Origin of the sequence: Methylomonas sp. MED-D (genome assembly GCF_050276835.1) — a bacterium.
In the GTDB taxonomy this organism is placed as follows: domain Bacteria; phylum Pseudomonadota; class Gammaproteobacteria; order Methylococcales; family Methylomonadaceae; genus Methylomonas; species Methylomonas koyamae_A.
Map to the genome: position 1 here is coordinate 378777 of NZ_CP189965.1, position 24741 is coordinate 403517.

The 24741-nt window shown below is 54.4% G+C and carries 27 protein-coding genes; 21 read left to right on the forward strand and 6 right to left on the reverse strand.

The genetic code is table 11. From position 1 onward, the window contains the following. Positions 1-249, reverse strand: coding sequence for a hypothetical protein (locus ACQE3E_RS01655; RefSeq protein ID WP_313729258.1), 249 nt, complete (start codon positions 247-249; stop codon positions 1-3). 245 nt (positions 250-494) lie between these two features. Here ACQE3E_RS01655 and ACQE3E_RS01660 point away from each other — a divergent pair, with 245 nt between their 5' ends. After that, entirely contained in the window at positions 495-977 is a 483-nt protein-coding gene (locus ACQE3E_RS01660) for a helix-turn-helix domain-containing protein (protein WP_313728406.1), read from the forward strand. Next, positions 896-1492, forward strand: coding sequence for an IS630 family transposase (locus ACQE3E_RS01665; protein ID WP_427501179.1), 597 nt, complete (start codon positions 896-898; stop codon positions 1490-1492). The genes ACQE3E_RS01660 and ACQE3E_RS01665 overlap by 82 nt, the downstream gene beginning before the upstream one ends. A gap of 132 nt (positions 1493-1624) precedes the next feature. On the opposite strand, the gene ACQE3E_RS01670 is transcribed toward ACQE3E_RS01665, so the two are convergent. From ACQE3E_RS01670 to hisC, 4 genes are all read right to left on the reverse strand, one after another. After that, on the reverse strand, positions 1625-2344 hold the full coding sequence (locus ACQE3E_RS01670) for a cytochrome c1 (RefSeq protein ID WP_064031248.1): 720 nt from the start codon (positions 2342-2344) through the stop codon (positions 1625-1627). A 3-nt stretch (positions 2345-2347) separates the two neighbouring features. After that, positions 2348-3745, reverse strand: coding sequence for a cytochrome b (locus tag ACQE3E_RS01675; RefSeq protein ID WP_313729257.1), 1398 nt, complete (start codon positions 3743-3745; stop codon positions 2348-2350). Next, positions 3742-4341, reverse strand: coding sequence for a ubiquinol-cytochrome c reductase iron-sulfur subunit (gene petA, locus ACQE3E_RS01680; protein WP_064031250.1), 600 nt, complete (start codon positions 4339-4341; stop codon positions 3742-3744). Before petA ends, ACQE3E_RS01675 begins: the two co-directional genes overlap by 4 nt. Positions 4342-4507: 166 nt before the next feature. Next, entirely contained in the window at positions 4508-5596 is a 1089-nt protein-coding gene (gene hisC, locus ACQE3E_RS01685; RefSeq protein ID WP_313729256.1) for a histidinol-phosphate transaminase, read from the reverse strand. A gap of 348 nt (positions 5597-5944) precedes the next feature. Between hisC and ACQE3E_RS01690 the strand changes: the two genes are divergently transcribed. From ACQE3E_RS01690 to rpmE, 10 genes are all read left to right on the forward strand, one after another. Beyond that, positions 5945-7081, forward strand: coding sequence for an acyltransferase family protein (locus ACQE3E_RS01690; RefSeq protein ID WP_313729255.1), 1137 nt, complete (start codon positions 5945-5947; stop codon positions 7079-7081). A 164-nt stretch (positions 7082-7245) separates the two neighbouring features. After that, entirely contained in the window at positions 7246-7755 is a 510-nt protein-coding gene (locus ACQE3E_RS01695) for a YkgJ family cysteine cluster protein (protein WP_313729254.1), read from the forward strand. A 279-nt stretch (positions 7756-8034) separates the two neighbouring features. Further along, complete coding sequence (locus ACQE3E_RS01700) at positions 8035-8862, forward strand: ABC transporter ATP-binding protein (RefSeq protein ID WP_071158608.1); 828 nt, start codon at positions 8035-8037, stop codon at positions 8860-8862. Positions 8863-8868: 6 nt separating this feature from the next. After that, positions 8869-9651 carry a lipid asymmetry maintenance ABC transporter permease subunit MlaE gene (gene mlaE / locus ACQE3E_RS01705; protein ID WP_064031254.1) on the forward strand — a complete coding sequence of 261 codons (783 nt, stop codon included), beginning with the start codon at positions 8869-8871 and terminating at the stop codon, positions 9649-9651. A gap of 1 nt (position 9652) precedes the next feature. Next, the gene (gene mlaD / locus ACQE3E_RS01710; RefSeq protein ID WP_071158594.1) at positions 9653-10117 is read left to right on the forward strand and encodes an outer membrane lipid asymmetry maintenance protein MlaD; all 465 of its coding nucleotides are present in this window, start codon (positions 9653-9655) and stop codon (positions 10115-10117) included. After that, complete coding sequence (locus ACQE3E_RS01715) at positions 10117-10425, forward strand: STAS domain-containing protein (protein ID WP_064031256.1); 309 nt, start codon at positions 10117-10119, stop codon at positions 10423-10425. Before mlaD ends, ACQE3E_RS01715 begins: the two co-directional genes overlap by 1 nt. Before the next feature lie 28 nt (positions 10426-10453). Continuing rightward, on the forward strand, positions 10454-11719 hold the full coding sequence (murA, locus tag ACQE3E_RS01720) for a UDP-N-acetylglucosamine 1-carboxyvinyltransferase (protein WP_313729253.1): 1266 nt from the start codon (positions 10454-10456) through the stop codon (positions 11717-11719). Positions 11720-11733: 14 nt separating this feature from the next. Then, entirely contained in the window at positions 11734-12366 is a 633-nt protein-coding gene (gene hisG / locus ACQE3E_RS01725) for an ATP phosphoribosyltransferase (protein ID WP_071158592.1), read from the forward strand. After that, positions 12363-13664 (forward strand): histidinol dehydrogenase, encoded by a 1302-nt coding sequence (gene hisD, locus ACQE3E_RS01730; protein WP_409521096.1) that lies wholly within the window; start codon positions 12363-12365, stop codon positions 13662-13664. The genes hisG and hisD overlap by 4 nt, the downstream gene beginning before the upstream one ends. A 156-nt stretch (positions 13665-13820) precedes the next feature. Next, the gene (rpmE, locus tag ACQE3E_RS01735; RefSeq protein WP_082885273.1) at positions 13821-14021 is read left to right on the forward strand and encodes a 50S ribosomal protein L31; all 201 of its coding nucleotides are present in this window, start codon (positions 13821-13823) and stop codon (positions 14019-14021) included. A gap of 100 nt (positions 14022-14121) precedes the next feature. On the opposite strand, the gene ACQE3E_RS01740 is transcribed toward rpmE, so the two are convergent. Next, the gene (locus tag ACQE3E_RS01740) at positions 14122-16434 is read right to left on the reverse strand and encodes a penicillin-binding protein 1A (RefSeq protein WP_313729252.1); all 2313 of its coding nucleotides are present in this window, start codon (positions 16432-16434) and stop codon (positions 14122-14124) included. 234 nt (positions 16435-16668) lie between these two features. Here ACQE3E_RS01740 and ACQE3E_RS01745 point away from each other — a divergent pair, with 234 nt between their 5' ends. The 9 genes from ACQE3E_RS01745 to ACQE3E_RS01785 all read left to right on the forward strand — a co-directional run bounded on the left by ACQE3E_RS01745 (position 16669) and on the right by ACQE3E_RS01785 (position 24736). Next, positions 16669-17730 carry a pilus assembly protein PilM gene (locus ACQE3E_RS01745; RefSeq protein WP_064024049.1) on the forward strand — a complete coding sequence of 354 codons (1062 nt, stop codon included), beginning with the start codon at positions 16669-16671 and terminating at the stop codon, positions 17728-17730. Further along, positions 17730-18302 (forward strand): PilN domain-containing protein, encoded by a 573-nt coding sequence (locus ACQE3E_RS01750; RefSeq protein ID WP_064024031.1) that lies wholly within the window; start codon positions 17730-17732, stop codon positions 18300-18302. The genes ACQE3E_RS01745 and ACQE3E_RS01750 overlap by 1 nt, the downstream gene beginning before the upstream one ends. Further along, a complete protein-coding gene (locus ACQE3E_RS01755; protein ID WP_064024033.1) occupies positions 18299-18910 on the forward strand; it encodes a type 4a pilus biogenesis protein PilO in 612 nt (203 codons plus the stop codon). Before ACQE3E_RS01750 ends, ACQE3E_RS01755 begins: the two co-directional genes overlap by 4 nt. A gap of 2 nt (positions 18911-18912) precedes the next feature. Continuing rightward, entirely contained in the window at positions 18913-19473 is a 561-nt protein-coding gene (locus tag ACQE3E_RS01760; RefSeq protein WP_082885274.1) for a pilus assembly protein PilP, read from the forward strand. 2 nt (positions 19474-19475) lie between these two features. Then, positions 19476-21734 carry a type IV pilus secretin PilQ gene (gene pilQ / locus ACQE3E_RS01765; RefSeq protein WP_313729251.1) on the forward strand — a complete coding sequence of 753 codons (2259 nt, stop codon included), beginning with the start codon at positions 19476-19478 and terminating at the stop codon, positions 21732-21734. Positions 21735-21845: 111 nt separating this feature from the next. Next, positions 21846-21962 carry an LPS translocon maturation chaperone LptM gene (gene lptM / locus ACQE3E_RS01770; RefSeq protein WP_139306267.1) on the forward strand — a complete coding sequence of 39 codons (117 nt, stop codon included), beginning with the start codon at positions 21846-21848 and terminating at the stop codon, positions 21960-21962. A gap of 10 nt (positions 21963-21972) precedes the next feature. Then, positions 21973-23220 (forward strand): diaminopimelate decarboxylase, encoded by a 1248-nt coding sequence (gene lysA, locus ACQE3E_RS01775; RefSeq protein WP_313729250.1) that lies wholly within the window; start codon positions 21973-21975, stop codon positions 23218-23220. Positions 23221-23228: 8 nt separating this feature from the next. Next, on the forward strand, positions 23229-24059 hold the full coding sequence (gene dapF / locus ACQE3E_RS01780) for a diaminopimelate epimerase (RefSeq protein ID WP_313729249.1): 831 nt from the start codon (positions 23229-23231) through the stop codon (positions 24057-24059). Continuing rightward, the gene (locus tag ACQE3E_RS01785) at positions 24056-24736 is read left to right on the forward strand and encodes a DUF484 family protein (RefSeq protein WP_064024044.1); all 681 of its coding nucleotides are present in this window, start codon (positions 24056-24058) and stop codon (positions 24734-24736) included. The genes dapF and ACQE3E_RS01785 overlap by 4 nt, the downstream gene beginning before the upstream one ends. The last annotated feature ends 5 nt before the right edge of the window (positions 24737-24741 follow it).

Here is a 24741-nt window from a genome sequence, read left to right on the forward strand (position 1 = left end):
TTAAAGGGCCGCGTTAGCGACCCTATTTACCGCTTTGAGCGGTTCACAACATAAAGCCCCCGGCTTTGCCGGGGGATATTTACTTTCCTTGCCGGTTTGGTCGTCGTATGGCTTTAAACGCAATGTTTCGATGTCTTTCAATAGCTTCAATCCGTCTCCGCTCAGGGCTAGTTCCTTGGCGGGGTTGGTGTCGCTTTGCAGCGAAGTGCCACTCAAGCTCGACCTGCCGGAGGAGACTTCCGCGAACAAGCAGGGTATCCAGTCGTGAGTATGTGCGGGCCGGGTAATGGGCTAAGCGACCGGCATAGCGTGCCTTGGTCGATATCGTTGTCGAACAATCCTTGTAACGGGCCTGGAATGCGGTAGCTCGCCATATCGAATTCTCATTGCAAAAAAGCGCGGCATACAAGCTGTCTGGAATGCGTGTTAAGCGCTTAACAACAAATCACCATGCATTAAAATAGCGAGATTTCAGGTGTGGTGGTAGCGACAGAATGCGGGCAAGAGCAATAGAATTGAACGAAAGCGAACGAGAGCAGCTCCAGCAAATTATCAAAAAAGGGAGCGATTGGCGAGAACGGGAGCGGGCACAGACCATTTTGATGTTAGCCAATGGCCAGACAGTCATTGCGATTGCAGAACAGCAAGGCGTGAAACCGGAAGCTATACGGGAGCGGCGGCGGAAGTGGTGGAGAAATGGGCTGAACAGTTTACCGGATCAACCCCGCAGTGGTGCACCAAGTAAATTGACTGACGCGCATCGATGCCGGCTCAAAGAATGGATCGATGCGGAACCTTTAAACTGCCGGGCATTGGTCAGTCGTCTAACGACGGAATGCGACGTGACGATTAGCGCCAGCACCTTGCGGAACGAGTTAAAACGGATGGGCTATGTATGGAAGCGCACCCGTTACAGTTTAAAAAAAAGCGTGATCCCGAGCGCTTCGAGCGGGCCCAACACGACATTGCCGCACTGATTCAGCAAGCGCAAGCCGGCGAAATCGAATTGGCCTATGTGGATGAGGCCGGATTTGCACCACAACCACCGAATCGTTCGGCTTGGACCAAAAGCGGAGAAGTTCATGCCATTACCGCTAAACGCGCGCAGCGGATGAACGTCATTGGCGCTTTGCTTTCATCGGGTCGATTAATGCTGACTAAGCTGTGGCAAAGCGTCAATGGTCTGTGGTTTTTGGGCTTTCTGATGGCATTGGTCCAACGCGTCAGCAAGCCATTGGTGGTGATTTTAGATAATGCGTCCATTCATACGGCCAAAAAACTGAAGCCGTATTGGGATTTGCTGGAAGAGAAAGGTATTCGATTTTATTTCCTGCCGCCCTATAGCCCTGAGTTGAATCGGATTGAATTGCTGTGGCATAAAATGAAATATGAATGGCTGCCATTCAAAACATTTATGCCGGATGAGCTTGAGCAGGCTATTGACGAAATTGGCCGAGGGTTTGGCTCACAATACACGCTAACTTTTTGCTAAGAGCTTACCGGAGTATAGACCGGAATTGTTTCTCAGCAGGCATCGGGCCGATGCCGCAGTCCAAATTTTCCGGATAAAAAAACCGGTAGAGAGCCTAGCCCTCTACCGGTTTTTGCTCTACGGCCTTGGCTATTAGTGTACGTCTTTCCAGTACTCCTTCTTCAATAAGTAAGCGAGTGCGATGAACATCAGCAGGAAGAACAGCACGAATTTACCCATTTGCTGGCGTTCCAACTGCACCGGCTCGCCAACGTAGACTAGGAAGTTAACCAAGTCGGTCACCATCTTGTCGAATTCCTTGGGCGACAACTGGCCGGGTTGCTCCAATTTGAGCTCGGTGATCACGTCGCGACCGTCGACCTTATGAACCACTGCGGTCTGCGTGCCTTGCAACTGCCAGAATACGTTGGGCATGCCGACATCCGGAAAGACCGAGTTGTTGACGCCTAGCGGCTTGTTTTTGTCGTTGTAAAAGCTCCGCAGATAGGTATATAACCAGTCCGCGCCGCGTGAGCGGGCAATTAGCGACAGATCCGGCGGCGTAGTGCCAAACCACTTTTCGGCGTCGTGGGCATTCATCGCCGAATGCATCTGATCGTATATGCCGGCACCGAGCGGCGCGACGTTTTTCAGGATTTCGCTTTCATCCAGCTTTAAATCCATCGCGATGCGCTTGTAACGAATGTGCTTCGCGGAATGGCAGCCCAAGCAATAGGTGACGTAATGCTTGGCGCCGCGTTCCAACGATGCGGTGTCGCTGAGATCGATGTCCGGACTATCCAGTTCGATTCCGCTACTGGCGTTAACGCAAAAAGGCAGCAAAAACAAAAGAGTGCAGAGTATCTTTTTCATGGCTTAGTCCAGGCTCTTTTTCAGGTTTTTGACAAAACGAATCAGCACGGCTTGAACGCCGGCCCAATTCGGCCTTTTCTTGGCGATGGTTCCTCCTAAATTGTCGGGAACATGATGAACTTCGACGACTTCGTCTATCAGTGCCAATACCGCTGGAATGCGGTCTTCCAGCGTTGGTTGCTCCGTCAGGCGCTCGGGCAGCGGTTTGGTCTTCTCCCAGCGGGTATATAACGGCATCAGAAGGAAGAAGCCGAAGTAGATCGCGGTCAGGAAGCGGGCTACCGTCGTCGCCGCCGGCGTGGCCGGTTGGGTGCCCAAATAACCCAAGCCGATGAAGCTAATCACGAACAGCAACAGTGCTTTCTTGAACATACCGCCGCGATAGCGGATGGATTTGACCGGGCTGCGATCCAGCCAAGGCAGCATGAACAGCACTACGATCGCGCCGCCCATCGCGATGACGCCGGCGAACTTGTCGGGAACCGCGCGCAGAATCGCGTAGAACGGCGTGAAGTACCAGACCGGCGCGATGTGTTCCGGGGTCTTCAGCGGATCGGCCGGGATAAAGTTGGCGTGCTCCAAAAAGAATCCACCCATTTCCGGCATATAAAAAATTACCGTCGCGAAAAAGAACATGAACACGCCGACGCCAACGATGTCCTTGACGGTGTAGTACGGATGGAAGGGGATGCCGTCAATCGGATGTTCTTTCCAGTTCAGATTTTCCTTGATTTCGATGCCGTCCGGATTGTTCGAACCTACTTCGTGCAGTGCGACGATGTGCAGGAATACCAGAATCAGCAAAACCAGCGGCACCGCAATGACGTGGAACGCGAAGAAGCGGTTCAAGGTAGCGTCGGAAACCACGTAGTCGCCGCGGATCCACAGCGACAATTCGTCGCCGACTACCGGTATCGCGCTAAACAGCGAGATGATGACCTGCGCGCCCCAGTAGGACATTTGGCCCCAAGGCAGTAGATAGCCCATGAAAGCTTCGGCCATCAGGCACACGAAGATCAGCATGCCGAAAATCCAAATCAGCTCGCGCGGTTGTTTGAACGAGCCGTACATCAGGCCGCGGAACATGTGCAGATAGACGACGATGAAGAAGGCCGAGGCACCGGTGGAATGCATGTAACGCACCAGCCAGCCCCAGTTGACGTCGCGCATGATGTATTCGACCGAGTCGAAGGCCAGTTTGGCATCCGGTTTGTAATTCATTGTCAGCAGAATGCCGGTTATGAACTGGTTGACGAGTACGAACAGCGCCAGCGAGCCGAAGAAATACCAGACGTTGAAATTTTTCGGCGCGTAGTAATGCGCCATGTGTTCGTTCCACAAATCGGAGAGTGGAAAACGCTCCAGCAGCCAGTCGCTGCATTGATTCATTTTTTGCTTCATGCTGATTTCGCCTCGTTGTCTTCGCCGATCATGATCAGGCTGTCGGTCACATAACGGTAGGGTGGAATCTCGAGATTGGTCGGAGCCGGCACGCCGCGATAGACGCGGCCGGCTAAATCGAACCAGGAGCCGTGGCAAGGGCAGAAAAATCCGCCTTTCCAATCGGGGCCTAGATCGTTAGGGGCGATTTCCGGGCGAAACGTGGGCGAGCAGCCCAGATGGGTACACAGGCCGACCGCGACGAAAATTTCAGGTTTCAGCGCGCGCAACGAGTTTTTGGCGTAATCAGGTTGATGAGATTCGTTGGAGACAGGGTCTGCGAGTTTGCTGTCCAAAGTCGCCAGCGTAGATAAAACCTCCGGGGTTCGATTCAAAACCCAAACGGGTTTGCCGCGCCAAGCGACGCGGATCAATTGGCCGGACTCCATTTTGCTGATATCGACCTCGACCGGCGCGCCGGCGGCCATGGCCTTGGCGCTCGGCTGCATTTGCGAGAGAAAGGGAACGGCCAGATAGCCGGCCCCCACGGCTCCGACCACCGACAAAGCCGAGGTCAGAAACTGGCGTTTTGAATGATCGACGCCTTCTTGGTTCATAGGTAACACTCCTGCGTGATGTGCGGTGTATCGGGCAATACACCGATTATTATAGTTTTTGGCAAATATACCTTACTGGCCCGGATTAATGAAATGGTTCTTGGGCTGGCGGCCGCGCCTGGCGTGGGTTGCTGGCGGTTTTGGCCCAAACGGGGAGCTGGCGCCTTCAGCGCGGTAATTCGGCCAGAGCAGCGGCCAGCGCGTTCAGAAAACTCTGGTTTTCTTCGGGTTTGCCTATCGTGACACGTAGGCAGTCGCTTAGCACGCCGCCTTGGCCGGACAGATTCTTGATTAAAATTCCGCGGGCTTTCAGTCCGGCGAACAATTGGTCGGCTGTGCCAACCGGTGTGCGAAACAGGATGAAATTGGCCGAGCTGGGATAGACGGTCAGCGTCGGCCAGGCTTTTAAGGCCTTGGCCATTGCAGTTCGCTCGGCACGGATGGCTTGGGTTTGTTGCGCGAGGAAATCGCCGTGTTCCAACGCGAAGCCGACCGTCGCTTGGGTCAGGCTGTTGATGTTGTAAGGTAGACGGACTTTGTCAAGTTCGGCGACGATCTCGGCCGGGCCGGCCAAATAGCCCAGACGTAAACCCGCCAGACCGAGTTTGGAGACGGTACGCATCACTAGCAGATTGGGATAATTCCCTAATTCGCCGACGAAGCTGGCGTCGGCGAACGGCGCGTAAGCCTCGTCAACGACAACCAATCCCGGCGCCGCGGCGATGATGGTTTTGATGGCTTGGGCGTCGAACAGATTGCCGGTTGGGTTGTTCGGATAGGCGATGAAAATCGCCGCCGGCCGGGTGTCGGCGATGGCTGCCAGCATCGCGGACAAGTCCAACGCGAAATCGGTCGCCAACGGTACGCCGACATAATTTAGTCCCAGGCTACGGGCGATTTGTCGGTACATCACAAAGCCGGGTTCCGGAGCCAGTACCGTGGCATCGGCGGATAGCGCCATCAGCAGAATCTGGATGATTTCGTCCGAACCGTTCCCGAGCAATAGCGCGGCATGATCCGGAATCGCGTTCGCGCGTCTTAATTGTTCGCACAAGGCGGAACCGGTCGGGTCCGGATAGCGGTTGATCGGGCAGGCTTTCAACGATTCCAACCAGCGTTGCTGAATGTCTTCCGGCCAGGTGTACGGATTTTCCATCGCGTCGAGTTTGATCAAGTTGCGGGCATCGGCGACATGATAGGCCGACATGGCGAGAACTTCGGGGCGGAACAGCTTGGTAAGCGCGTGGTTAGGCATGGTGTCGAAATCGGCGAAATCGGAATGGGCGGCGAGGTACTAGGTCCGGTCAATCGGACGGCCGCAGGCAAATTGGGCCGATTCTACCAAAGCGGAGAGCGAAAGCCTAACCTCGGAAAACCGACGGTCCAGCGTCCCCGTTGACGCACATCGTTCGCTTCGGCGCGAGATCGATGCCGCGCGGATTCTAACACCGCTGGCGATAAGCAGGCAAAGCCCGGCCGCACCCTTCACAGAGTTCCAGAAGGTATGCGCGCAAATGGCCGAAAGCGAACGCCTCCATGCACAAATTCGAACACCGACTACATTTTTAGGCCTGGTTCTAAAGTAGCAAGTCAAGGCTCCGTCGTGCACAAACAAACCCACATTAGCTATCTCGACACGATTCGCGGCTTGGCGGCGTTGACCGTGGTCAGCGAGCATTATGTGATTGCTTATGGCTTGCCCTGTCAAACACCGTTATGCGAACAAATTTTGGATTTTTCGCCGTTGCATTTTTGGTGGGAAGGTTCCGCGGCGGTGTCGATGTTCTTCGTGTTGAGCGGTCTGGTGCTTTCCCTAAAGTACTTCCAGCATGGCCACATGCCGGACTTGACGCGCTTCGATTTGACACGGTTTTTGATCGGTCGAGTGTTTCGAATTTGGTTTCCTTACCTATTGGTGTTGGGGCTCAGCGCCGGATTGTTCAATCACACCTTCGGTCGCCCGGTACCGGTTACCGCGCTGGCGCCGACCGACTGGATCGTAAATATGTGGCATAAATTTCCGTTGGATGCGTCGGCGATGGTCAGGGAGGGCTTTTTGCTGGATATGCCGGATCTTATCGTGCTGTTGCCGCAATCCTGGACCCTGGGCGTCGAGTTGGTGTTGTCCCTGTTACTGCCGGTTGGCTTGCTGCTGGTCGATCGTGGCACGTCCTGGGTAGTCTTTTTCAGCGTGTTGGCCATTGCTTTGTTGGGCGTATCGGCCTTTTTGCTGCATTTTTTGTTGGGTTTGACCATTGCCCGCTATCTGCCTACGATCAAAGCCTATCTGGTCGGATCTCCGGCGCTACGGCGTTTCTTGTTAGGCGTGGGGGTTTTGTTTTATACCGGAGCAACTTTGCTACCCAAGCCGTGGATAGCGTGGAGCGACGGTCAATTGGTGTGGTTAGGAACCGGTCTGGGTGCCGGCATGATCTTGCTGTTCGTGCTTGCGTCGGTCCGCGTGCAGGCCATTTTGTCGAAGGCCTCGCTGCGGCAAATCGGCAAGGTTTCCTACAGCACCTACCTGATTCACATGGCGGTCCTGATATGTCTGACCCCTTACGTTTTGATGGGTCTGCAAGCGTTTAGCGAGAACCGCCTGTTCTTGTGGTTGGGGGGATGGTTGCTGACGATGTTGATCGTGCAAGGCTTGGCCTTGCTTTGTTATCGTCTTGTGGAGATCCCCAGTATAGTGGTCGGTCGTTGGTTGGCGGACCGCGTCGTGCTCGCAAGACACTGATCGTACCTCGGGCAATTGGAGCTTAGGAAGGCCGGAACGTCGCCTGGGATGGTTTGACTCGGTCCGGTGTTTTACGAAAAACACTGAGGCGAACGGGCCGTCGATGGCAAACGGCTCTGCCTCGGGTACTATGTTAACTATCATCGTAACCACTCAGCGCGACCATGTCTCTACTCAGATCGGTGCACACCGACATTGATGCCCGAGTCGCCGCGACCCGTACCGCGTATTCCGGTTGGCTGTGTCGGCGTGGTTGCGAAGGCTGCTGTCACAGGCTGGCGGACATCCCCAAAATCAGCCGTGCCGAGTGGGAGCTGCTGGCCGAAGGGCTAGCGTTGTTGCCGCCGGACGTGATGCGGACGGTGGGTCAAGAGATCGTTGATCTTGCTAAACAAGTCAATCGTCCGTTAGTTTGCCCGCTACTCGATCGCTCAACCGGCAGTTGCCGGGTTTACCTTCAGCGCCCGGTCGCCTGCCGCACTTACGGCTACTATGTGCAACGCGACAAAGGTTTGTACTGCAAAGATATCCAAGCTCAAGCCGACAGCGGCGTTTTAAACGATGTGGTTTGGGGTAATCACGATGCGATCGATAGACGGCTTGACGCGATGGGTGTGGCCAAGGCGTTAACGGAGTGGTTTCAAGAGTCGTTGCTTGCTGAGAATTCTGGATGATGTTTGAGTTGTGCCTGTCGCTGGGATGTAACTCCTACTGATTTGACGAAGCATTTGCGTGCGTTTCGAGGGAAATTAAGCAACTTCATGAGCTCTGTGCCGACCTTTCTTCGGCGAATCTCAACCGGTCCTGGTCTTGGACTCCAGTCGGCCATTCGAGCGGTCGACCATCTATTGCGGTCACTTAAAGGAACTTTCCCCAGTCTTGCATTGACTTAAGCTCGAGGACTCATGGAAAATAACCCGTTTAAATCTAATATCCGCCGGCGAACTCCGCAAATGCCCAGCAGCGCAAGCCCCGAAAACCATATCGTTTCCGTCAGCAACTTGAGCTTTGCCAGGGGCACTAGAAAAATTTTCGACGGCGTCGATCTGTCCATACAGCGCGGCAAAATCACTGCGATCATGGGGCCCAGTGGCACCGGTAAAACCACTTTGCTGAAACTGATCGGCGGCCAACTGGCGCCGGACCGGGGTCAAATTCTGGTCGATGGTCAAAACGTGCATCGCCTGAAAACCCGCGAGCTTTACGAATTGCGCAAGCGGATGGGCATGCTGTTTCAAAGCGGTGCCTTGCTGACCGACATGAACGTTTACGATAACGTGGCGTTTCCGTTGCGCGAGCACACTCATCTGCCGGAATCCATGATACGTACGCTGGTGCTGATGAAGTTGCATGCGGTCGGCTTGCGCGGTGCTCACCGTCTGATGCCCAACGAATTATCGGGCGGCATGGCGCGCCGGGTGGCTCTGGCTCGGGCCATCGCCCTCGATCCGTTGATGATTATGTACGACGAACCGTTTACCGGCCAGGACCCGATTTCGATGGGCGCATTAGTGCATTTGATCAAGTCGCTGAACGTGACATTGGGATTGACCAGCATCATCGTATCGCACGACGTGCAGGAAACCGCCGCGATCGCTGATTACATCTACGTCTTGTCGGAAGGCAAAATCGTCGGCCAGGGCACGCCGCAACAGTTGCGACAGTCGGACTCGGCTTGGGTGCAACAGTTTATGCACGGCGACGCGGACGGTCCGGTACACTTCCACTACCCAGCGCCCGATTACCTGGACGACCTGCTGGCCGGCAAAACTACCTTGTAATTAGCGATGCTAGAATTTTTGCAAAACCTGGGCAAAACCACCCGCGACAGCTTTGCCAAGCTCGGTCGCGGCGCGTTTTTCCTGTCCCATACCTTGACCGGCATCGGCGACGTGTTGCCGCGTCCCAATTTGCTGCTCAAACAACTGTATTCGGTCGGCGTTTTGTCCTTCCTAATCATCACCATTTCCGGTCTGTTCGTCGGCATGGTGCTCGGCTTGCAAGGCTTTAATATCCTGTCGGACTTCGGCGCCGAAGAGTCGCTGGGCGTGATGGTCGCCGCATCGCTGGTTCGAGAGTTGGGGCCGGTGGTGTCCGCTCTGTTGTTCGCCGGCCGGGCCGGTTCGGCGCTGACCGCCGAGATCGGTCTGATGAAGGCTACTGAACAACTGTCCGGCATGGAAATGATGGCGGTCGACCCGATCAAGCGCATCATTTCGCCGCGTTTTCTAGCCGGCTTCCTGTCGATGCCGCTGTTGGCGGCTTTGTTCAGCGCGATCGGCGTGATGGGCGGCCATCTGGTTGGCGTCGGCATGCTTGGCGTGGACGACGGCGCGTTTTGGGCGCAGATGCAAGCCAGCATCGATTTTCAGGAAGACATCGTCAACGGTGTCATCAAAAGCGTGGTATTCGGCTTCGTGGTGTCGTGGATTGCGCTATTCGAAGGTTACGACGCTATCCCAACGTCGGAGGGCGTCAGTCGCGCCACCACCCGTACCGTGGTCAACTCGGCGTTCTCGGTACTGGCTCTCGATTTCATACTAACCGCACTGATGTTTGGAGACATTTAACATGCAGCATTCCAAGACACAGGACACCTTGGTCGGCCTGTTCGTCGCTTGCGGCATTGCCGCACTGTTTTACATGGCCTTGCAGGTCAGCAACCTGGGTACTTATACCAGCGACGACAGCTATACCGTGATTGCCCGCTTTCAAAACTCCGGTGGTCTGAAAGTCAAGTCGCCGGTGTCCATCGCTGGGGTCCGCATCGGCAGGGTGTCGGCGATTACGTTGGACCACGAAAGCCACGAGTCTGTCGTGGAAATGCGCATAGAAGCCAAGTACGACAATCTGCCCGAAGATTCCGGTGCCAGTATTTATACGGCGGGTCTGCTAGGCGAGCAGTACATCAATATCGATCCGGGTTCGTCGGACAGTTTTTTAAAGGACAAGAGTAAGCTCGATATCACCAGCTCGGCCATCGTATTGGAGGAAATGATCAGTAAATTCATGATGAATAAGGCGGAAGGCAAGTAATGGCCGTATTGACGCTGAGCGAACTGGCGCCCGGTCACTACGCCGTCACCGGCAATTTGACCTTTGCCAGCATCGACAGACAATCCCTGAAATCGTTTAAGTTCCTGAAAGGCATGGACAGTATCTGCATCGACCTGGCTCAAGTCGGTACCACCGACAGTGCCGGTTTGGCTTTGATGATCGAATGGATCAAGCAGAGCCGGGCCAGCCGGGTGCGCCTGACTTTCAAAAACGTGCCGGCGCAACTGCTGGCGCTCGCCAAACTCAGCGGTTTCGACGAAACCGAATATTTTGCCAACCGCGGCTGATCGCGCCGCCAAACCATCGCATACACCCATGGATAAATTGTTAATAACCGGCGGTAAACCGCTGACCGGCGAACTGAGAATCTCCGGCGCCAAGAACGCCGCTTTGCCGATTCTAGCCGCCACCTTGCTGTCCGAAGTGCCGGTCAGCGTCGGCAACATTCCGCATTTGCACGACATCACCACCACAATGGAATTGCTGGGGCAAATGGGCGTCGGCTTGACCGTCGATGAGAAAATGAACATCGAAGTCGATTCCAGCACCATTCATAAGTACGAAGCGCCCTACGAATTGGTAAAAACCATGCGCGCGTCGATCCTGGTACTGGGCCCCTTGCTGGCTCGCTTCGGCGAGGCTTACGTGTCATTGCCGGGCGGTTGCGCGATCGGTACTCGGCCAGTCGATATTCACATCGATTCTCTGATCAAAATGGGCGCGGACATTACTGTCGAATCCGGTTACATCCACGCCAAAGCCAAGCGCCTGCAAGGCTGCAGGCTGGTGCTGGACAAAATCACCGTGACCGGTACCGAAAATATTCTGATGGCCGCCACGTTGGCCGAAGGCGTGACGATTATTGAAAACGCCGCCAAGGAACCGGAAGTCACCGATCTTGCACACTTTCTCAATAAAATGGGCGCCAAGATCACCGGCATTGGCACCGACATTCTGACAGTGGAAGGTGTCGAAAAGCTGGGCGTGGCCGGCCTGCACTACGACATCCTGCCGGACCGCATCGAGACCGGCACCTATCTGGTGGCCGGCGCGATCAGCCGCGGCCGGGTTAAACTGAAAAACACCGATCCGACGATTCTTGACGCGGTACTGGTCAAACTCAAGGAAGCCGGCGCCGACATCACCTGCGGCGAGAATTGGATCGAACTGGACATGCACGGCAAGCGACCCAAGGCGGTCACGGTGCGTACCGCGCCCTACCCCGCCTTCCCGACCGATATGCAGGCCCAGTTCACCGCGCTGAATTCGGTGGCCGAAGGCGTGGGCTTGATCACCGAGACCGTGTTCGAAAACCGCTTCATGCACGTCCAGGAATTGCAGCGGATGGGGGCGCAAATCAAATTGGAGTCCAATACCGCGATCTGTACCGGTATCGAACAAATGAAGGCCGCGCCGGTGATGGCGACAGATTTGCGGGCCTCGGCCAGCTTGGTTTTGGCCGGTTTGGCCGCCGAGGGCGAAACGCTGGTGGATCGGATCTATCATATCGACCGCGGCTACGACCACATTGAGGAAAAGCTGGCGCAACTGGGCGCCACCATTCGCCGCGTTCCCAACTAGCCAAGACATCCGCCATGCTGACCATCGCCGTATCCAAGGGCCGAATTTACGAAGAAGCCTTGCCGTTTTTGGAACAAGCCGGTATCACGCCGACCGACGATCCTGACAAAAGTCGCAAGCTGATTTTGCAAACTACCCGGTCCGACGTGCAATTGGTGATCATCCGCGCCACCGACGTGCCGACCTTCGTTGAATACGGCGCGGCGGATCTGGGCATTGCCGGCAAGGACGTGTTGCTGGAGCACGGCGCGGAAAGCCTGTACGAGCCGTTGGATTTAGGTATCGCCGGCTGCCGGCTGATGACCGCCGCGCCGGTCGGGGCCCCGGCCTTGAAGGCTAACTTGCGGGTGGCGACCAAATATGTCAAAACCGCCCGACGTTATTACGCCGACTTAGGGGTGCAAGCCGAAATCATTAAGCTCTACGGCTCGATGGAGCTGGCGCCGCTGGTAGGTTTGGCCGATTGCATAGTCGATCTGGTCGATACCGGGAACACGTTGAAAGCTAACGGTTTGGAGCCGCGCGAATTGATCGCTAACATCACCTCGCGGTTGGTGGTCAACAAGGCCGCGATGAAAATGAAACATCAGGCTATCCAGGCGTTAATCGACCAGTTCGAAACCACCTTAGCGCGGAGGTCCGCATGACCGCGATCAAGATGCTCAGACTCGACGGCAACTCCGCCGACTTTGAAAAACGCCTGCAAGCCCGTTTGGCTTGGGATGCCAGTGAAGACCTGGAGATCCACAAGCGCGTGTTGGACATTATCGGCGATGTCCGCAACCGCGGAGATCGGGCGTTAATAGACTACACCAACCGCTTCGACCGAACCGCCTTTAAATCCGGTGCGGAACTGGAGCTGTCCAGCGGCGAGCTGAAACTAGCTTGGGACACGCTGCCCAGCGCTCAAGCCATCGCCTTGCAAACCGCCGCCGACCGGGTAAGCGCCTACGCCGAGCATCAGAAGCTGCAATCCTGGCAATTCACCGAACTCGACGGCACGTTGTTGGGCCAAAAGGTCACTCCACTGGATAGGGCTGGTCTGTACGTGCCGGGCGGCAAGGCGGCGTATCCGTCGTCGGTATTGATGAACGCGATACCGGCCAAAGTGGCAGGCGTCGGCGAACTGGTCATGGTGGTGCCGACACCGGGCGGCGAAACTAATCCGTTGGTGCTGGCAGCCGCTTACGTGGCAAGGGTCGACCGGGTGTTCACGATCGGCGGCGCTCAAGCCGTCGCCGCACTGGCCTACGGCACCGAAACCGTGCCGGCCGTCGATAAGATCGTCGGCCCCGGCAATATTTACGTCGCGACCGCAAAAAAACTAGTGTTTGGCCAGGTCGGCATCGACATGATTGCCGGACCTTCCGAGATTTTGATCATTTGCGACGGTCAGACTAATCCGGATTGGATTGCGATGGATCTGTTTTCTCAAGCCGAGCACGACGAAAACGCCCAAGCCATTCTGATTAGTCAGGATGCGGTTTTTCTAGATAAGGTTGAAGCCAGCATTAACCAACTATTGCCGACGATGGAGCGGGCCGACATTATCCGTGCTTCCTTGACCGGTCGCGGCGCCTTCATCAAAGTCGCCGACTTGGCTCAAGCGGCCGAGGTTGCCAATCGCATCGCGCCGGAACATCTGGAGTTGTCGGTTGAAAACCCGGAGGCGCTGGCCGATAACATCCGTAACGCCGGGGCTATCTTCATGGGCCGCTACACCGCGGAAGCACTGGGTGACTATTGCGCCGGGCCTAATCACGTATTACCCACTTCGAGCACTGCCCGTTACTCGTCGCCGCTAGGCGTTTACGACTTCCAAAAGCGCAGCAGCCTGATCAACTGTTCCGCCGCCGGCGCGCACAATTTAGGCAAGATTGCGTCCGTGCTGGCGCGCGGGGAAAGTTTGACGGCACACGCGAGGTCGGCGGAGTTCAGGGTTTGATCCGGCGGTTGACACTCCGCACAGGGTCATTTTGCGGGTAATTCCATTGCATTGTTCCGTGCGTTCGGCGGTAGCAGGTTGCGTGGCTTGCGATTACGTCGTATCATAAGCGGCTGTCTATCAAGTTAAGTGGCCCCAAGCGGGTATGTGAGCGCTATGAAACCAGAAATCCACCCTCAATATAAACAAATTACAGTGACCTGCGGTTGCGGCAACACGTTCGAAACCGGTTCGGTTTTGGGTAATGACCTGCATATCGAGGTCTGTTCGTCTTGCCACCCTTTTTACACCGGCAAACAACGTGTCGTTGATACTTCTGGCCGGGTAGATAAGTTCCGTAAAAAATTCGGTAAGTAATTTGTTGTGTCCCTCGAGCCTCGGTAAGCGTTATTTGTAATTTGTACGCTTGCCGACGGTTCGCTGATGTTTGGCTGGGTTTTCCGCCGCCCTCTTTCAGTTAAAACAGCGCGTCTTCCGGGGTGAAGTCCTCAAACTCAGGTTCAAGTTTGGGTGTGGACATCGCGGTTGGCGCGGTCTCCTTCGCGAAATATTCCCAAATCCCGCCTTTTTGGTCTTGCGGTAACAGTAAGCCGTCCGAAGGATTGATGTAGGCTTGGACGATGCCTTCCGGTACCGTTAGCGGTTTTTCCGGAAAATGGTGCTGTATCGCTTTCATGAATTTTATCCACATCGGCAGCGCCGCTTTGCCGCCGGTTTCGCCGTGTCCAAGCGGCGCGGAGTTATCGAATCCAATCCATGCGGAGGCAACGATGCCGGTCGCAAAGCCATTAAACCAAGCGTCTCGTTGCGCGTTGGTTGTGCCGGTCTTACCCGCTAAATCTGCCCGGTTCAGTTGCTTGGCTTGAGTGGCGGTGCCGCGCTGTACCACGTCGCGTAGCAGGCTGTTCATCAAAAAATTGGTTTTCTCGGAAATAACTCGCGTGGCCATGTTCGGCCGGATTTCGCCGGTCGTCGCGCAGTCCTGGCAGGCCGTCGCCGGTTTCGCGGAGTATATCAGTCGATTCTCGCGATCTTCGATGCGTTCGATTAAATAAGGTTGAATCGAAAACCCGCCGTTGGCGAACACTGAATAGGCGGCCGCCATCTTTAGCGGTGACGCCGAGCCGCTACCCAGCGCGAGCGAAAACGTGGTCGGCAGTTGGTCCTTGTCGAATCCGAAGCGTTGGGCGGTATCGATAGCGTGAGGGATGCCGACTTCTTGCAACAAGCGTATCGAAACCAGATTGATCGATTCCCTTAGCGCCACTCGCAATGAGGTTGGCCCCAAATACCGGCGATTGTAGTTTTCAGGGCGCCAGTCGTTTTCCTGAGAGGGGTCTTCTATGACGATGGGAGCGTCGTTGATGATACTGGCCAGGGTGTAACCTTTTTCCAGCGCGGCCGTGTAGATGATGGGCTTGAAGCCCGAGCCGGGTTGTCGTTTGGATTGGGTCGCCCGGTTATACTTGCTGTGGTAAAAATCGAAGCCGCCGGCCAGGGCCAAAATAGCACCGTCATCGGGGTTCAAGGCTACGAACGCGCCTTCCACGGTGGGGATTTGGGTCAACGCCCAGCTTTGGTTTTCGAGTTGTCTGACCCAGATCAAGTCGTTGGTTTTAATAATGTCGCGGCTTTCCCGTGCAGTTTTTGCCGATGCCTTTGCCCAATTCACAGATTCCCAAGCCAGTTCGATATTGGTGCCATCGTGGAGCTTGGCCGCAACGCCGCTGTCAGTCAGACCGGTAACGATGGCTCGATGCGCGTCGCCGACCAGGGTGTCGCCGTCGCCCTGGCCATTTATATGAGGAGCATTTCGGTAGCCGTGACGTTCTTCGTACTCATGTAGCGTCGCTTGCAGGGCGCGATCAGCGGCAAGCTGAAATTCTTGGGTGATAGTCGTGTAAATTTTCAATCCTTGCGTGTAGGCATCTTCGCCGTATTTGGCCATGATCTCCTGTCTAGCCATTTCCGCGGCGTAGGGGGCCTGCATTGCGATGCCTGACGGTTGTTGGGCGGCGTCATCGCTCGTGCTTAGCGCCGCATCGTAGGCGCGCTGGCCGATATACCCAAGTTCCAGCATTCGTCTGAGTACGTAATTGCGACGCTGCAGCGCACGTTCCGGGTTCGTTAGCGGGTTATAAATTGACGGAGCCTTGGGAAGGCCGGCGATCATGGCCTGTTGCGCTAGCGTGAGCTGGTTTAGTTCCTTGCCGTAGTAGGTTTGCGCCGCGGCCGCCAGGCCATACGCGCGTTGCCCCATGTAAATTTTGTTTAAATACAGCTCGAGTATCTGATCTTTTGAATAGCGCTGTTCGATCTTTAGCGCCAGCATGATTTCCTTTAACTTGCGTAGGTAAGTCTTCTCATTACTCAGCAGGAAGTTTCTGGCGACCTGCATCGTAATCGTACTGCCGCCTTGACGCTTTTGTCCGGTCGAAATCAAGCGATTCGCGGCCCTGGCCAAGCCTTTGAAATCCACGCCGCCATGCTTGTAAAACCGGTCGTCTTCAGCGGCGATGAACGCCTGTAATTGGCGTTGAGGGACTTCGGCGATTTCGATAGGGATGCGGCGCTTTTCGCCGAATTGGCCGATCAACAAGCCCTCGCGGCTGTAGATGCTGATTGGTGTTTGATATTGGACGTTATCGAGCAGGGATATGTCAGGCAATTCTTTATCAAGCTCCAATAGGAAGTAGTAGCAGGCTACCGCCAGGGTGCCGACGAACGTGAAGATGACCAACATCAGCCATTTGAACAAGGTTTTGAGCAATGACTTCGGTTTGGGGGGCTTTTTTAACGGCACTGGCGGCGGGGCGTTTGGAGTTTACCGGAAATCGGCAAATATCAGCGTATAAGATCTTAGGAACAACTTAAAGTATGTTCTATAACTTACTGTCATAAATGTGTGAAAATCAAAAAATCTAACTATACTTCGGCTTTAAACGGGTGGCGCGTTGCGGCGCTGCTCCCGAATTGACTTTCAATGTTTGGTAAGGGTTTGTTCATGAGCTGGTTTAGCAGTGGTCAATCGGCTGTGCTCGGTGTGGATATTAGCACCGCGGCGGTAAAATTGTTGGAGTTAAGCCGGGTGGGCGCGCGTTACAAAGTCGAGAGCTATGCGGTGGCGCCTTTGCCGCAAGACGCTATCGTCGATAAGAACATTACTAACGTAGAGCAAATCGGCAGTGTGATCAAGACCGCCGTCAAGCAATCCGGAACGCGCGCCAAGCACGCTTGCGTGGCGGTGGCCGGTTCGTCGGTGATGACTAAAATCATTTCCATGCCGGCGTCGTTGTCGGAGGCGGAAATGGAAGAGCAAATCATGGTCGAGGCCGATCAGTACATTCCGTATTCCTTGGACGAGGTTAATCTCGATTTCGAAGTGCAGGGCGCTACCAAGGCCAACCCGCAAATGGTCGATGTGTTGTTAGCGGCGTCCAGACGTGAAAATATCGAAGACCGAGTGGCGGCCTTGGCTTACGCCGGGCTAAAGGCGGTCGTTGTCGATGTCGAGGCTTTTGCGATGGAAAACGCTTTCAAATTGTTGGCCGATCAATTGCCGGAGGCTGTCGAACACAAGACGGTTGCGATTGCCGATATCGGCGCCACGATGACCTCGCTGAATATTCTGCATGACGGCAAGACCGTCTATACCCGGGAACAAGGCTTTGGCGGCAAACAGTTAACCGAGGAAATACAGCGTCGCTACGGCTTGTCTTACGAAGAGGCGGGGTTGGCGAAAAAGCACGGCGGCTTGCCGGACAACTACGTCAGCGATGTTCTGGAACCTTTCAAAAAAGCCATGCTGCAACAAATTGCCAGATCGTTACAGTTTTTTGTGTCTTCCAGCGCTAACCGGGATGTCGATGCGTTGATCTTGGCTGGCGGTTGCGCCTCGATAGCCGGTTTGGACAAATTGGTGGAACGTGATTTGGGCATCGCTTCCTATATCGCCAACCCCTTCATCAACATGGCTCTGTCCAACAAGGTTAAGCCGCAGAGCCTGAATAACGATACTCCGGCGATGATGATCGCTTGCGGTTTGGCGCTGAGGAGCTTCGACTGATGGCGAAAATCAATTTACTGCCCTGGCGGGAAGAATTAAGGAAAAAGAAGCAGCAAGAGTTCGTCGCCGGTATCGGCGCGGGTGTGGCGGCGGCGTGCGCTATTTTGGGTTTGGTTTACCTCTATATCGAAGGATTGAAGGAATACCAAACCCGCCGCAATACTTTGTTGCAGAACGAGATCGCGATTTTGGATAAGCGGATTCAGGAGATCAAGGACATTGAAGACAAGAAAAACAAACTGTTGACCAAAATCGAAGTGATTCAAAAATTGCAAGAAAGTCGGCCGGAAGTGGTGCATTTGTTTGACGAGCTGGCCAGGACGACGCCGGAAGGGATCAATCTGAGTAAATTCAGTCAGGCCGGCAGCGATTTGACGTTGGTTGGCAAGGCGGAATCGAACGCCAGGGTCTCGGCCTATATGCGGGCTATCGACAATTCGCAATGGATCAATAGCTCGGTACTCACCGTGATTAAAGGTGAAGGCAAATCCGGCGGACAAATGAACGACTTCACGTTGACGGCAAAGCAAGGCCGAAAAACCGACAAGCCGGCGGGAGGTGCGGGCAAATGAATCTTTCCGAAATCAATTGGGATGTCAACGCGGCTGGAACTTGGCCAACGCCGTTAAAAGCGATTGCTATTCTGCTGATCGCGTTGGTCACCGGCGGTATCGGCGTGTATTTGTTGACGGTACCGCAACTGGAAGAACTCGATACGCTTGAGAAGCAGGAAGAAAGTCTGAAAACCGCATTCGAAGCCAAGCAAAAAAAGGCTGCGAATTTGCAGGATTATCGGGATCAGCTGGATCAGATCGAAGCATCGTTGGGCGAGATGCTCAAGCAAATGCCCACCAAAGCGGAGGTTGCCAGTTTGTTGGTGGATATTTCGCAGACCGGTTTGGCTAGTGGTTTGGAGTTCAAGTTGTTTCAACCAAGCGGCGAGATTAACCGCGAGTTCTATTCCGAGCTTCCCATTGCGATACAGGTTGTCGGCAAATACGAGGAATTGGGGTTGTTTGTCAGCGGATTGGCATCGTTGCCCCGAATTGTCACCGTTCATGACGTGGTGATGACGCCGCTCGGCAAGGACGGCATGATGACGATGAATGCGACGATCAAGACCTACAACGAAGGCGAGAGCGCTAGTAAGGGTCAACCCGCCAAACGACGGAGAGGCTGATGATGGGAAATCGGACGGCAAGGCCGAAATGGTCTGGCGCCTGTTTAGCGGGCATGACGCTACTGATGCTGGCGGGCTGCGATAACGACGACTTCAGTGATTTGAACAAATACATTCAAGAAATCAAAGCCAGACCCAAGGGGGCAATTGAGCCGCTGCCGGAAATCAAAGTGGTCGAATCCTTTATTTTTAAACCGGATGGACTGCGTGATCCGTTCCAGCCGATTGAGCGTAAGGACAGCGAAGACAGTATCGATGTGTCCGGAGTTACCGGCGTCAAACCCGATGTCGAGCGGCGGAAGGAAGAGTTGGAAGCCTATCCGCTGGATTCTTTGCGGATGGTGGGTACCTTGCGCGACCCCAAAGGATTTTGGGGGTTAGTCCGGGCTCGCGACGGCACGATACATCGGGTTCAGGTGGGCAATCACCTGGGGCAGAATTACGGCAAGATCATTCGTATTGTCGAAGATAAGATTGAATTGATGGAAATTGTTCCGGATAAGCCGGGTACGTGGCGCGAACAACCGACTTCATTAGCGCTGGCTGGCGACAAAGGGTTATAAACATGGCGAAATTACGAAACACCTTAGAATCTCAATCCGCCGGCGCGGGGCGCCTATGGCCGCTGTTGCTGGTCTTGTTGTTGAGCTTGTCCTTGTCCTTGGCGAACGCCGAAGATGCCGCCATCAACAATCTTGAGTTTTCGACGTTAGCGGGTAATCAGGTGCAAATTCAATTGGATATGGTCGGAGAGGTTGTGACGCCGAAAATATTCGAAACCGATAATCCGAATCGGATCGCGCTGGATTTTGCCGGGGTCAAGAGTAATTTGGCCAAGAAAAGCTTTCCAATCAACCAAGGCGCGGTGGGTACGGTCTACGCGGTAGAGGCGTCGGGAAGGACGCGCGTCGTGGTTAATCTGCTGGAGAAGGTGCCTTATGAAATCAAGGCGGAAGCCGGCAAATTCTATTTGGTCTTAAAGTCGGCCGCCACCGTGGCGTCGGTCAGTCAGGTGTCGCCGTTAAAGCAAGCAGCCAAGGATTCGGTCGTCAGCAAATTTTTGCCCGAACAAACGATAAAAACCCTCGACTTTAGACGCGGCCCCAATGGCGAGGGGCGCTTGTTGTTGGGCCTGTCGAACGCGAACACGGTGGTCGATACCAAGCAGAACGCCGGCAAGGTGGTCCTCAACTTTTTGAACACCAAGCTGCCCGACTCATTGACCAAGAATTTCGATGTCTCCGATTTTGCCACTCCGGTGCAAAAGATCGAGGCCTTGCCCAAGGGCGAAAATGTGAGGCTGACGATTACCCCGAATAATGAAAATTACGAATATTCGTCCTATCAAGCGGACAACCTGCTGACGGTCGAGTTCCGGCCATTGACGCCCGCCGAGAAAGAGGCGCAGCAAAAGGAAAAATTTCCTTATATCGGCAATAAGTTGTCTTTAAATTTTCAGGACATTGAAGTCAGGTCCGTATTGCAAATTCTGGCCGATTTCACCGAACTCAATATTATTGCCGCCGACTCGGTAGCCGGCAACGTGACATTGCGTTTAAACGACGTGCCTTGGGATCAAGCGTTGGAGCTGATTCTGAAATCCAAGGGCTTGGCCAAACGTCAAAGCGGGAATGTGGTGATGGTGGCTCCTGTTGCGGAGATCATGAAAATCGAGCAGGAAGAGCTGGATTCCAAAAAAATCTTCGAAGAGCTCGAGCCTCTGAAGACCGAAAACATTCAAATCAATTACGCGAAGGCTGGAGAGATTTGCGGTGTGCTGATGGGGGTGGGCAATAGCTCGCAGGGCGGACAATCCGGCGCGGCAGGCAGTTCAGCAGGGAGCGGCGGTGGCGGCGGAGGTGGTTGCGGCGGTGGCGGTGGCGGAGGAAGCGGCGCGGGCGGTCAGTCTGGCGGAGCTGGTCAAGGCGGCGCTACCAGCATGCGTCTATTGTCCCCGCGCGGTACAGCTATCGTCGATGCTAGAACCAATACGCTGATTGTCAAGGATACCGCGAAGGCGATGGAGGACATTCACAAAATGGTTAAGTTGTTGGATGTGCCGGTTAGACAAGTGCTGATCGAATCTCGGATAGTGATTGCCGACACTAGTTTCGCGCAAAATTTGGGAACTAAGTTCGGAGTCGCCAACAAAGGCGCGGCGGGTGGCGGCAAGCAATATGGATTTACGGCATCCGGTGCGGAGACCAGTGAAAACTCGCAAATTCTGTCCGACTTGGGTACTGCTTTGGCGGCCTCCAGCGGAGGCTCTCTGGCCATGACCCTGGCTCGCGGCGCGGATTACATGCTGAATCTTGAAATTAGCGCGTTGCAAGACGATGGCAAGGGTGAGCTGGTATCGAATCCTCGGGTGATGACCAGCGATCGGGTGTTGGCCTCGATCAAACAGGGGGTGCAAATTCCCTATCAGACTCAGAGTCAGGCGACCGGTCCGGTGACGCAATTGGTCGATGCGGTTCTGGAGCTTAGTGTAACGCCGCAAATCACCCCCAGCGGTAGCGTCATTATGCAATTGGACATCAAAAAAGATTCGCCGGGTACGCCATTGGCAACCGGTGGCAATTCTACCGTGCCTATCGATACCCGGCAGTTGAAGACCAAGGTGCAAGTTGAGGACGGCGAGACAGTCGTGCTTGGCGGTATCTACGAGTCGACGGTTCAAGATTCCTACAATAGCGTGCCTTGGTTGGTCGATTTGCCGGTGGTTGGATGGATGTTCAAGAAAACCGTCAAGACCGACAACAAGAAGGAATTGCTAGTATTTATTACGCCTAAAGTCGTTAAGGAATCGTTGACGATCAAATAATCGGCGACTGCTTCGTAGGCTTGGGAGCGGGCCCGTATGGCCAATGGCAGGTGAATATTTGCGGACGGCCTATGTTATATTGGTCTACGTTGATCTTTTGATGTCTAACCTATGATTGTCTTTCGGCTTTTAATTGCTGTATTCGGGTGGTTGTTGTTGCAGGGCTGCGGTCAGACTGGCCCCTTGTACCACCCGGACAGTCCGCCGCCTATCTACGTACCCAAATAAGCCTCTATCCATGGATTTTTTTAATTATCGGCAGAGTACGCTCTACGCCGAAGGCGTGCCTGTCGATCAAATTGCGGCCGAGTACGGAACGCCTTGCTATATCTACTCGCGAGCGACATTGGAGCGCCACTGGCTAGCCTTCGATCAGGCCTTGGAAGGGCGCCGGCATTTAATCTGCTATGCGGTAAAAGCGAACTCCAATCTGGCGGTCCTTAATCTCCTGGCCAGATTGGGGTCGGGCTTCGATATCGTGTCGCAAGGTGAAATGCGGCGTGTTTTAGAGGCGGGTGGAAGTGCCGACCGAATTGTATTCTCCGGGGTTGGCAAGCGCGAAGACGAGATAGTCGCAGCGCTCAAGGTTGGAATTCGCTGTTTCAATGTCGAGGTTAGTGGTGAATTAGATCGGATTAACCGGCTAGCGGGAGAGTTGGGTGTAATTGCACCGGTGTCGTTCCGGGTCAATCCGGATGTGGATGCCAAAACTCACCCGTACATTTCCACCGGACTAAAGGAAAATAAATTCGGTGTTGATATTGCTTCGGCGCGGGATGAATACCTCCGCGCGGCCCGGATGCCTCATATTCGGGTGGTCGGCGTTGATTGCCATATTGGATCGCAATTGACCGAAACCGCGCCGTTTTTGGATGCCTTGGATAAAGTACTCGAATTGGTCGATCAGTTGGCTGGCGACGGCATTGTGCTTGAACATCTGGATTTGGGCGGTGGCTTGGGCATTTGTTACCGCAACGAGCAGCCACCGGAACCGGGAGAATATATTTCCGCCGTGTTAAGTCGCTTAGGCAATCGGAACATCGAAATCATGCTCGAACCGGGCCGTGCAATCGTCGGAAATGCCGGCATTCTGGTGACTCGGGTCGAATACTTAAAGCCGACCGAGAACAAAAATTTTGCGATCGTCGACGCAGCGATGAACGACCTGATCAGGCCGGCGTTGTATAGCGCTTGGCAAGACATTATCCCGGTACTCGCTGGGAGTGGTGCCGAGGAGCAGGTTTGGGATGTTGTCGGTCCGGTTTGCGAGACCGGGGACTTTCTCGGAAAGGAACGTCGATTGGGTTTAAGTCCAGGCGACTTGCTGGTGGTTCGGTCGTCGGGAGCGTATGGTTTCACGATGAGTTCGAATTACAATTCCCGTCCCAGGGTCGCCGAGGTCATGGTCGACGGCGATCGTTGTCATTTGATTCGGCAACGGGAACCCGTCGAAATGCTCTGGGCCGGTGAGCAAATATTGCCTTAGAAGCGCCCATGCGAATTCACTTCACCAAAATGCAGGGGCTGGGTAACGATTTTGTAGTTATCGATGCCATCAATCAGTCGGTACGGCTGGACGCGCGGCAAATTCGCTTTATCGCGGATCGGCATTTTGGCGTTGGTTGCGATCAGTTATTGTTGGTCGAGCCGCCTGTTAGCGAAAATGCCGATTTCAAATACCGGATTTTTAATGCCGATGGTAGCGAAGTTGCGCAATGCGGAAACGGCGCGCGTTGCTTCGCTCGTTTCGTGCTTGATCAAAGCTTAACCTCGAAACGTTCTATCGTCGTCGATACCGACGCCGGTCAGCTAGTGTTGAACGCGAATGAGGATGGCGACATCACCGTTAATATGGGCGTTCCGCGGTTCGAGCCTAAGCAAATTCCGTTGCTGATGCCGGAGGAAGCGCTGGTATACACCGTCTTTCTCAATGGAGATCAGGTAGCATTTTCCGCTCTGTCTATGGGGAATCCTCACGCGATCATTTGTGTTGAGGATATCGAAACGGCTCCGGTGAGTGCTCTAGGGAAAGTTCTGGAAAGTCATCCGCTGTTTCCCGAACGCGTCAATGTTGGCTTTATGAAGATCATGGATCGCCAGAGTGTTAAGCTCCGCGTGTATGAGCGAGGCGCCGCTGAAACCTTGGCATGCGGTAGTGGTGCTTGCGCGGCGGTGGTCGCGGGAATCGAGCGGGGGGCATTGGAACGGGTGGTTTCCGTGCAGTTGCCGGGAGGATCGTTAAAGATTGCTTGGCAAGGTCGCGGTCATTCCGTTTTTATGACGGGTCCTGCCGTTTCAGTATATGAGGGGCAAATTGAATTATGACTGGTGAAGCATTAACGGATCAGCAAGTGGAGGCGTATTTGCAAGCGCATCCCGATTTTTTTCAACACCATTTGTCGTTGCTGGAAAGAATGCAGATACCGCATCCCAGTGGAAATGCCGTTTCGTTGATCGCAAAGCAGTTGGAGATTTTTCGCGTTAAACACCAAGAGCAGGAAAACCAGCTGACCGCGTTGATCGAAATCGCCAGGGAAAACGACGCTTCGTTCGGGCGTATGCACGAATTAACGTTGGCAATGTTGGAGGCGAATTCGCTGGAGGATGTCGTAGCGAATTTAAGCGAAGTGCTAGCGGAGTGCTTTTTGACCGACTTTGTAGCGGTCAAGATTATCCGGGAGTACGCCGACAGTCCCATCGGGCAATTGTTTGTTTCGCCGGGGGACGAAGGGTTAAAGCTGTTTTCCGCCGAAATGTCCGGAGAGCTGCCTAAGTGCGGTCGGCCGACTCTGGCTCAGGCCAAATTCTTGTTTGGGGATATAGCGCCAGAGGTCAAGTCCTGCGCAATTATTCCGATGATGTACACCCAGCTGGAAGGATTGCTAGCTATCGGAAGTCGTGATGAAGGGCGTTTCCATTACAGTCTGGGAAGTCTTTTTTTAACCCAAATGGGAGAGATTGTAGGTACCCGTCTAATCTCGTTGATGCAGCGTGTGGAGTAAGCTGC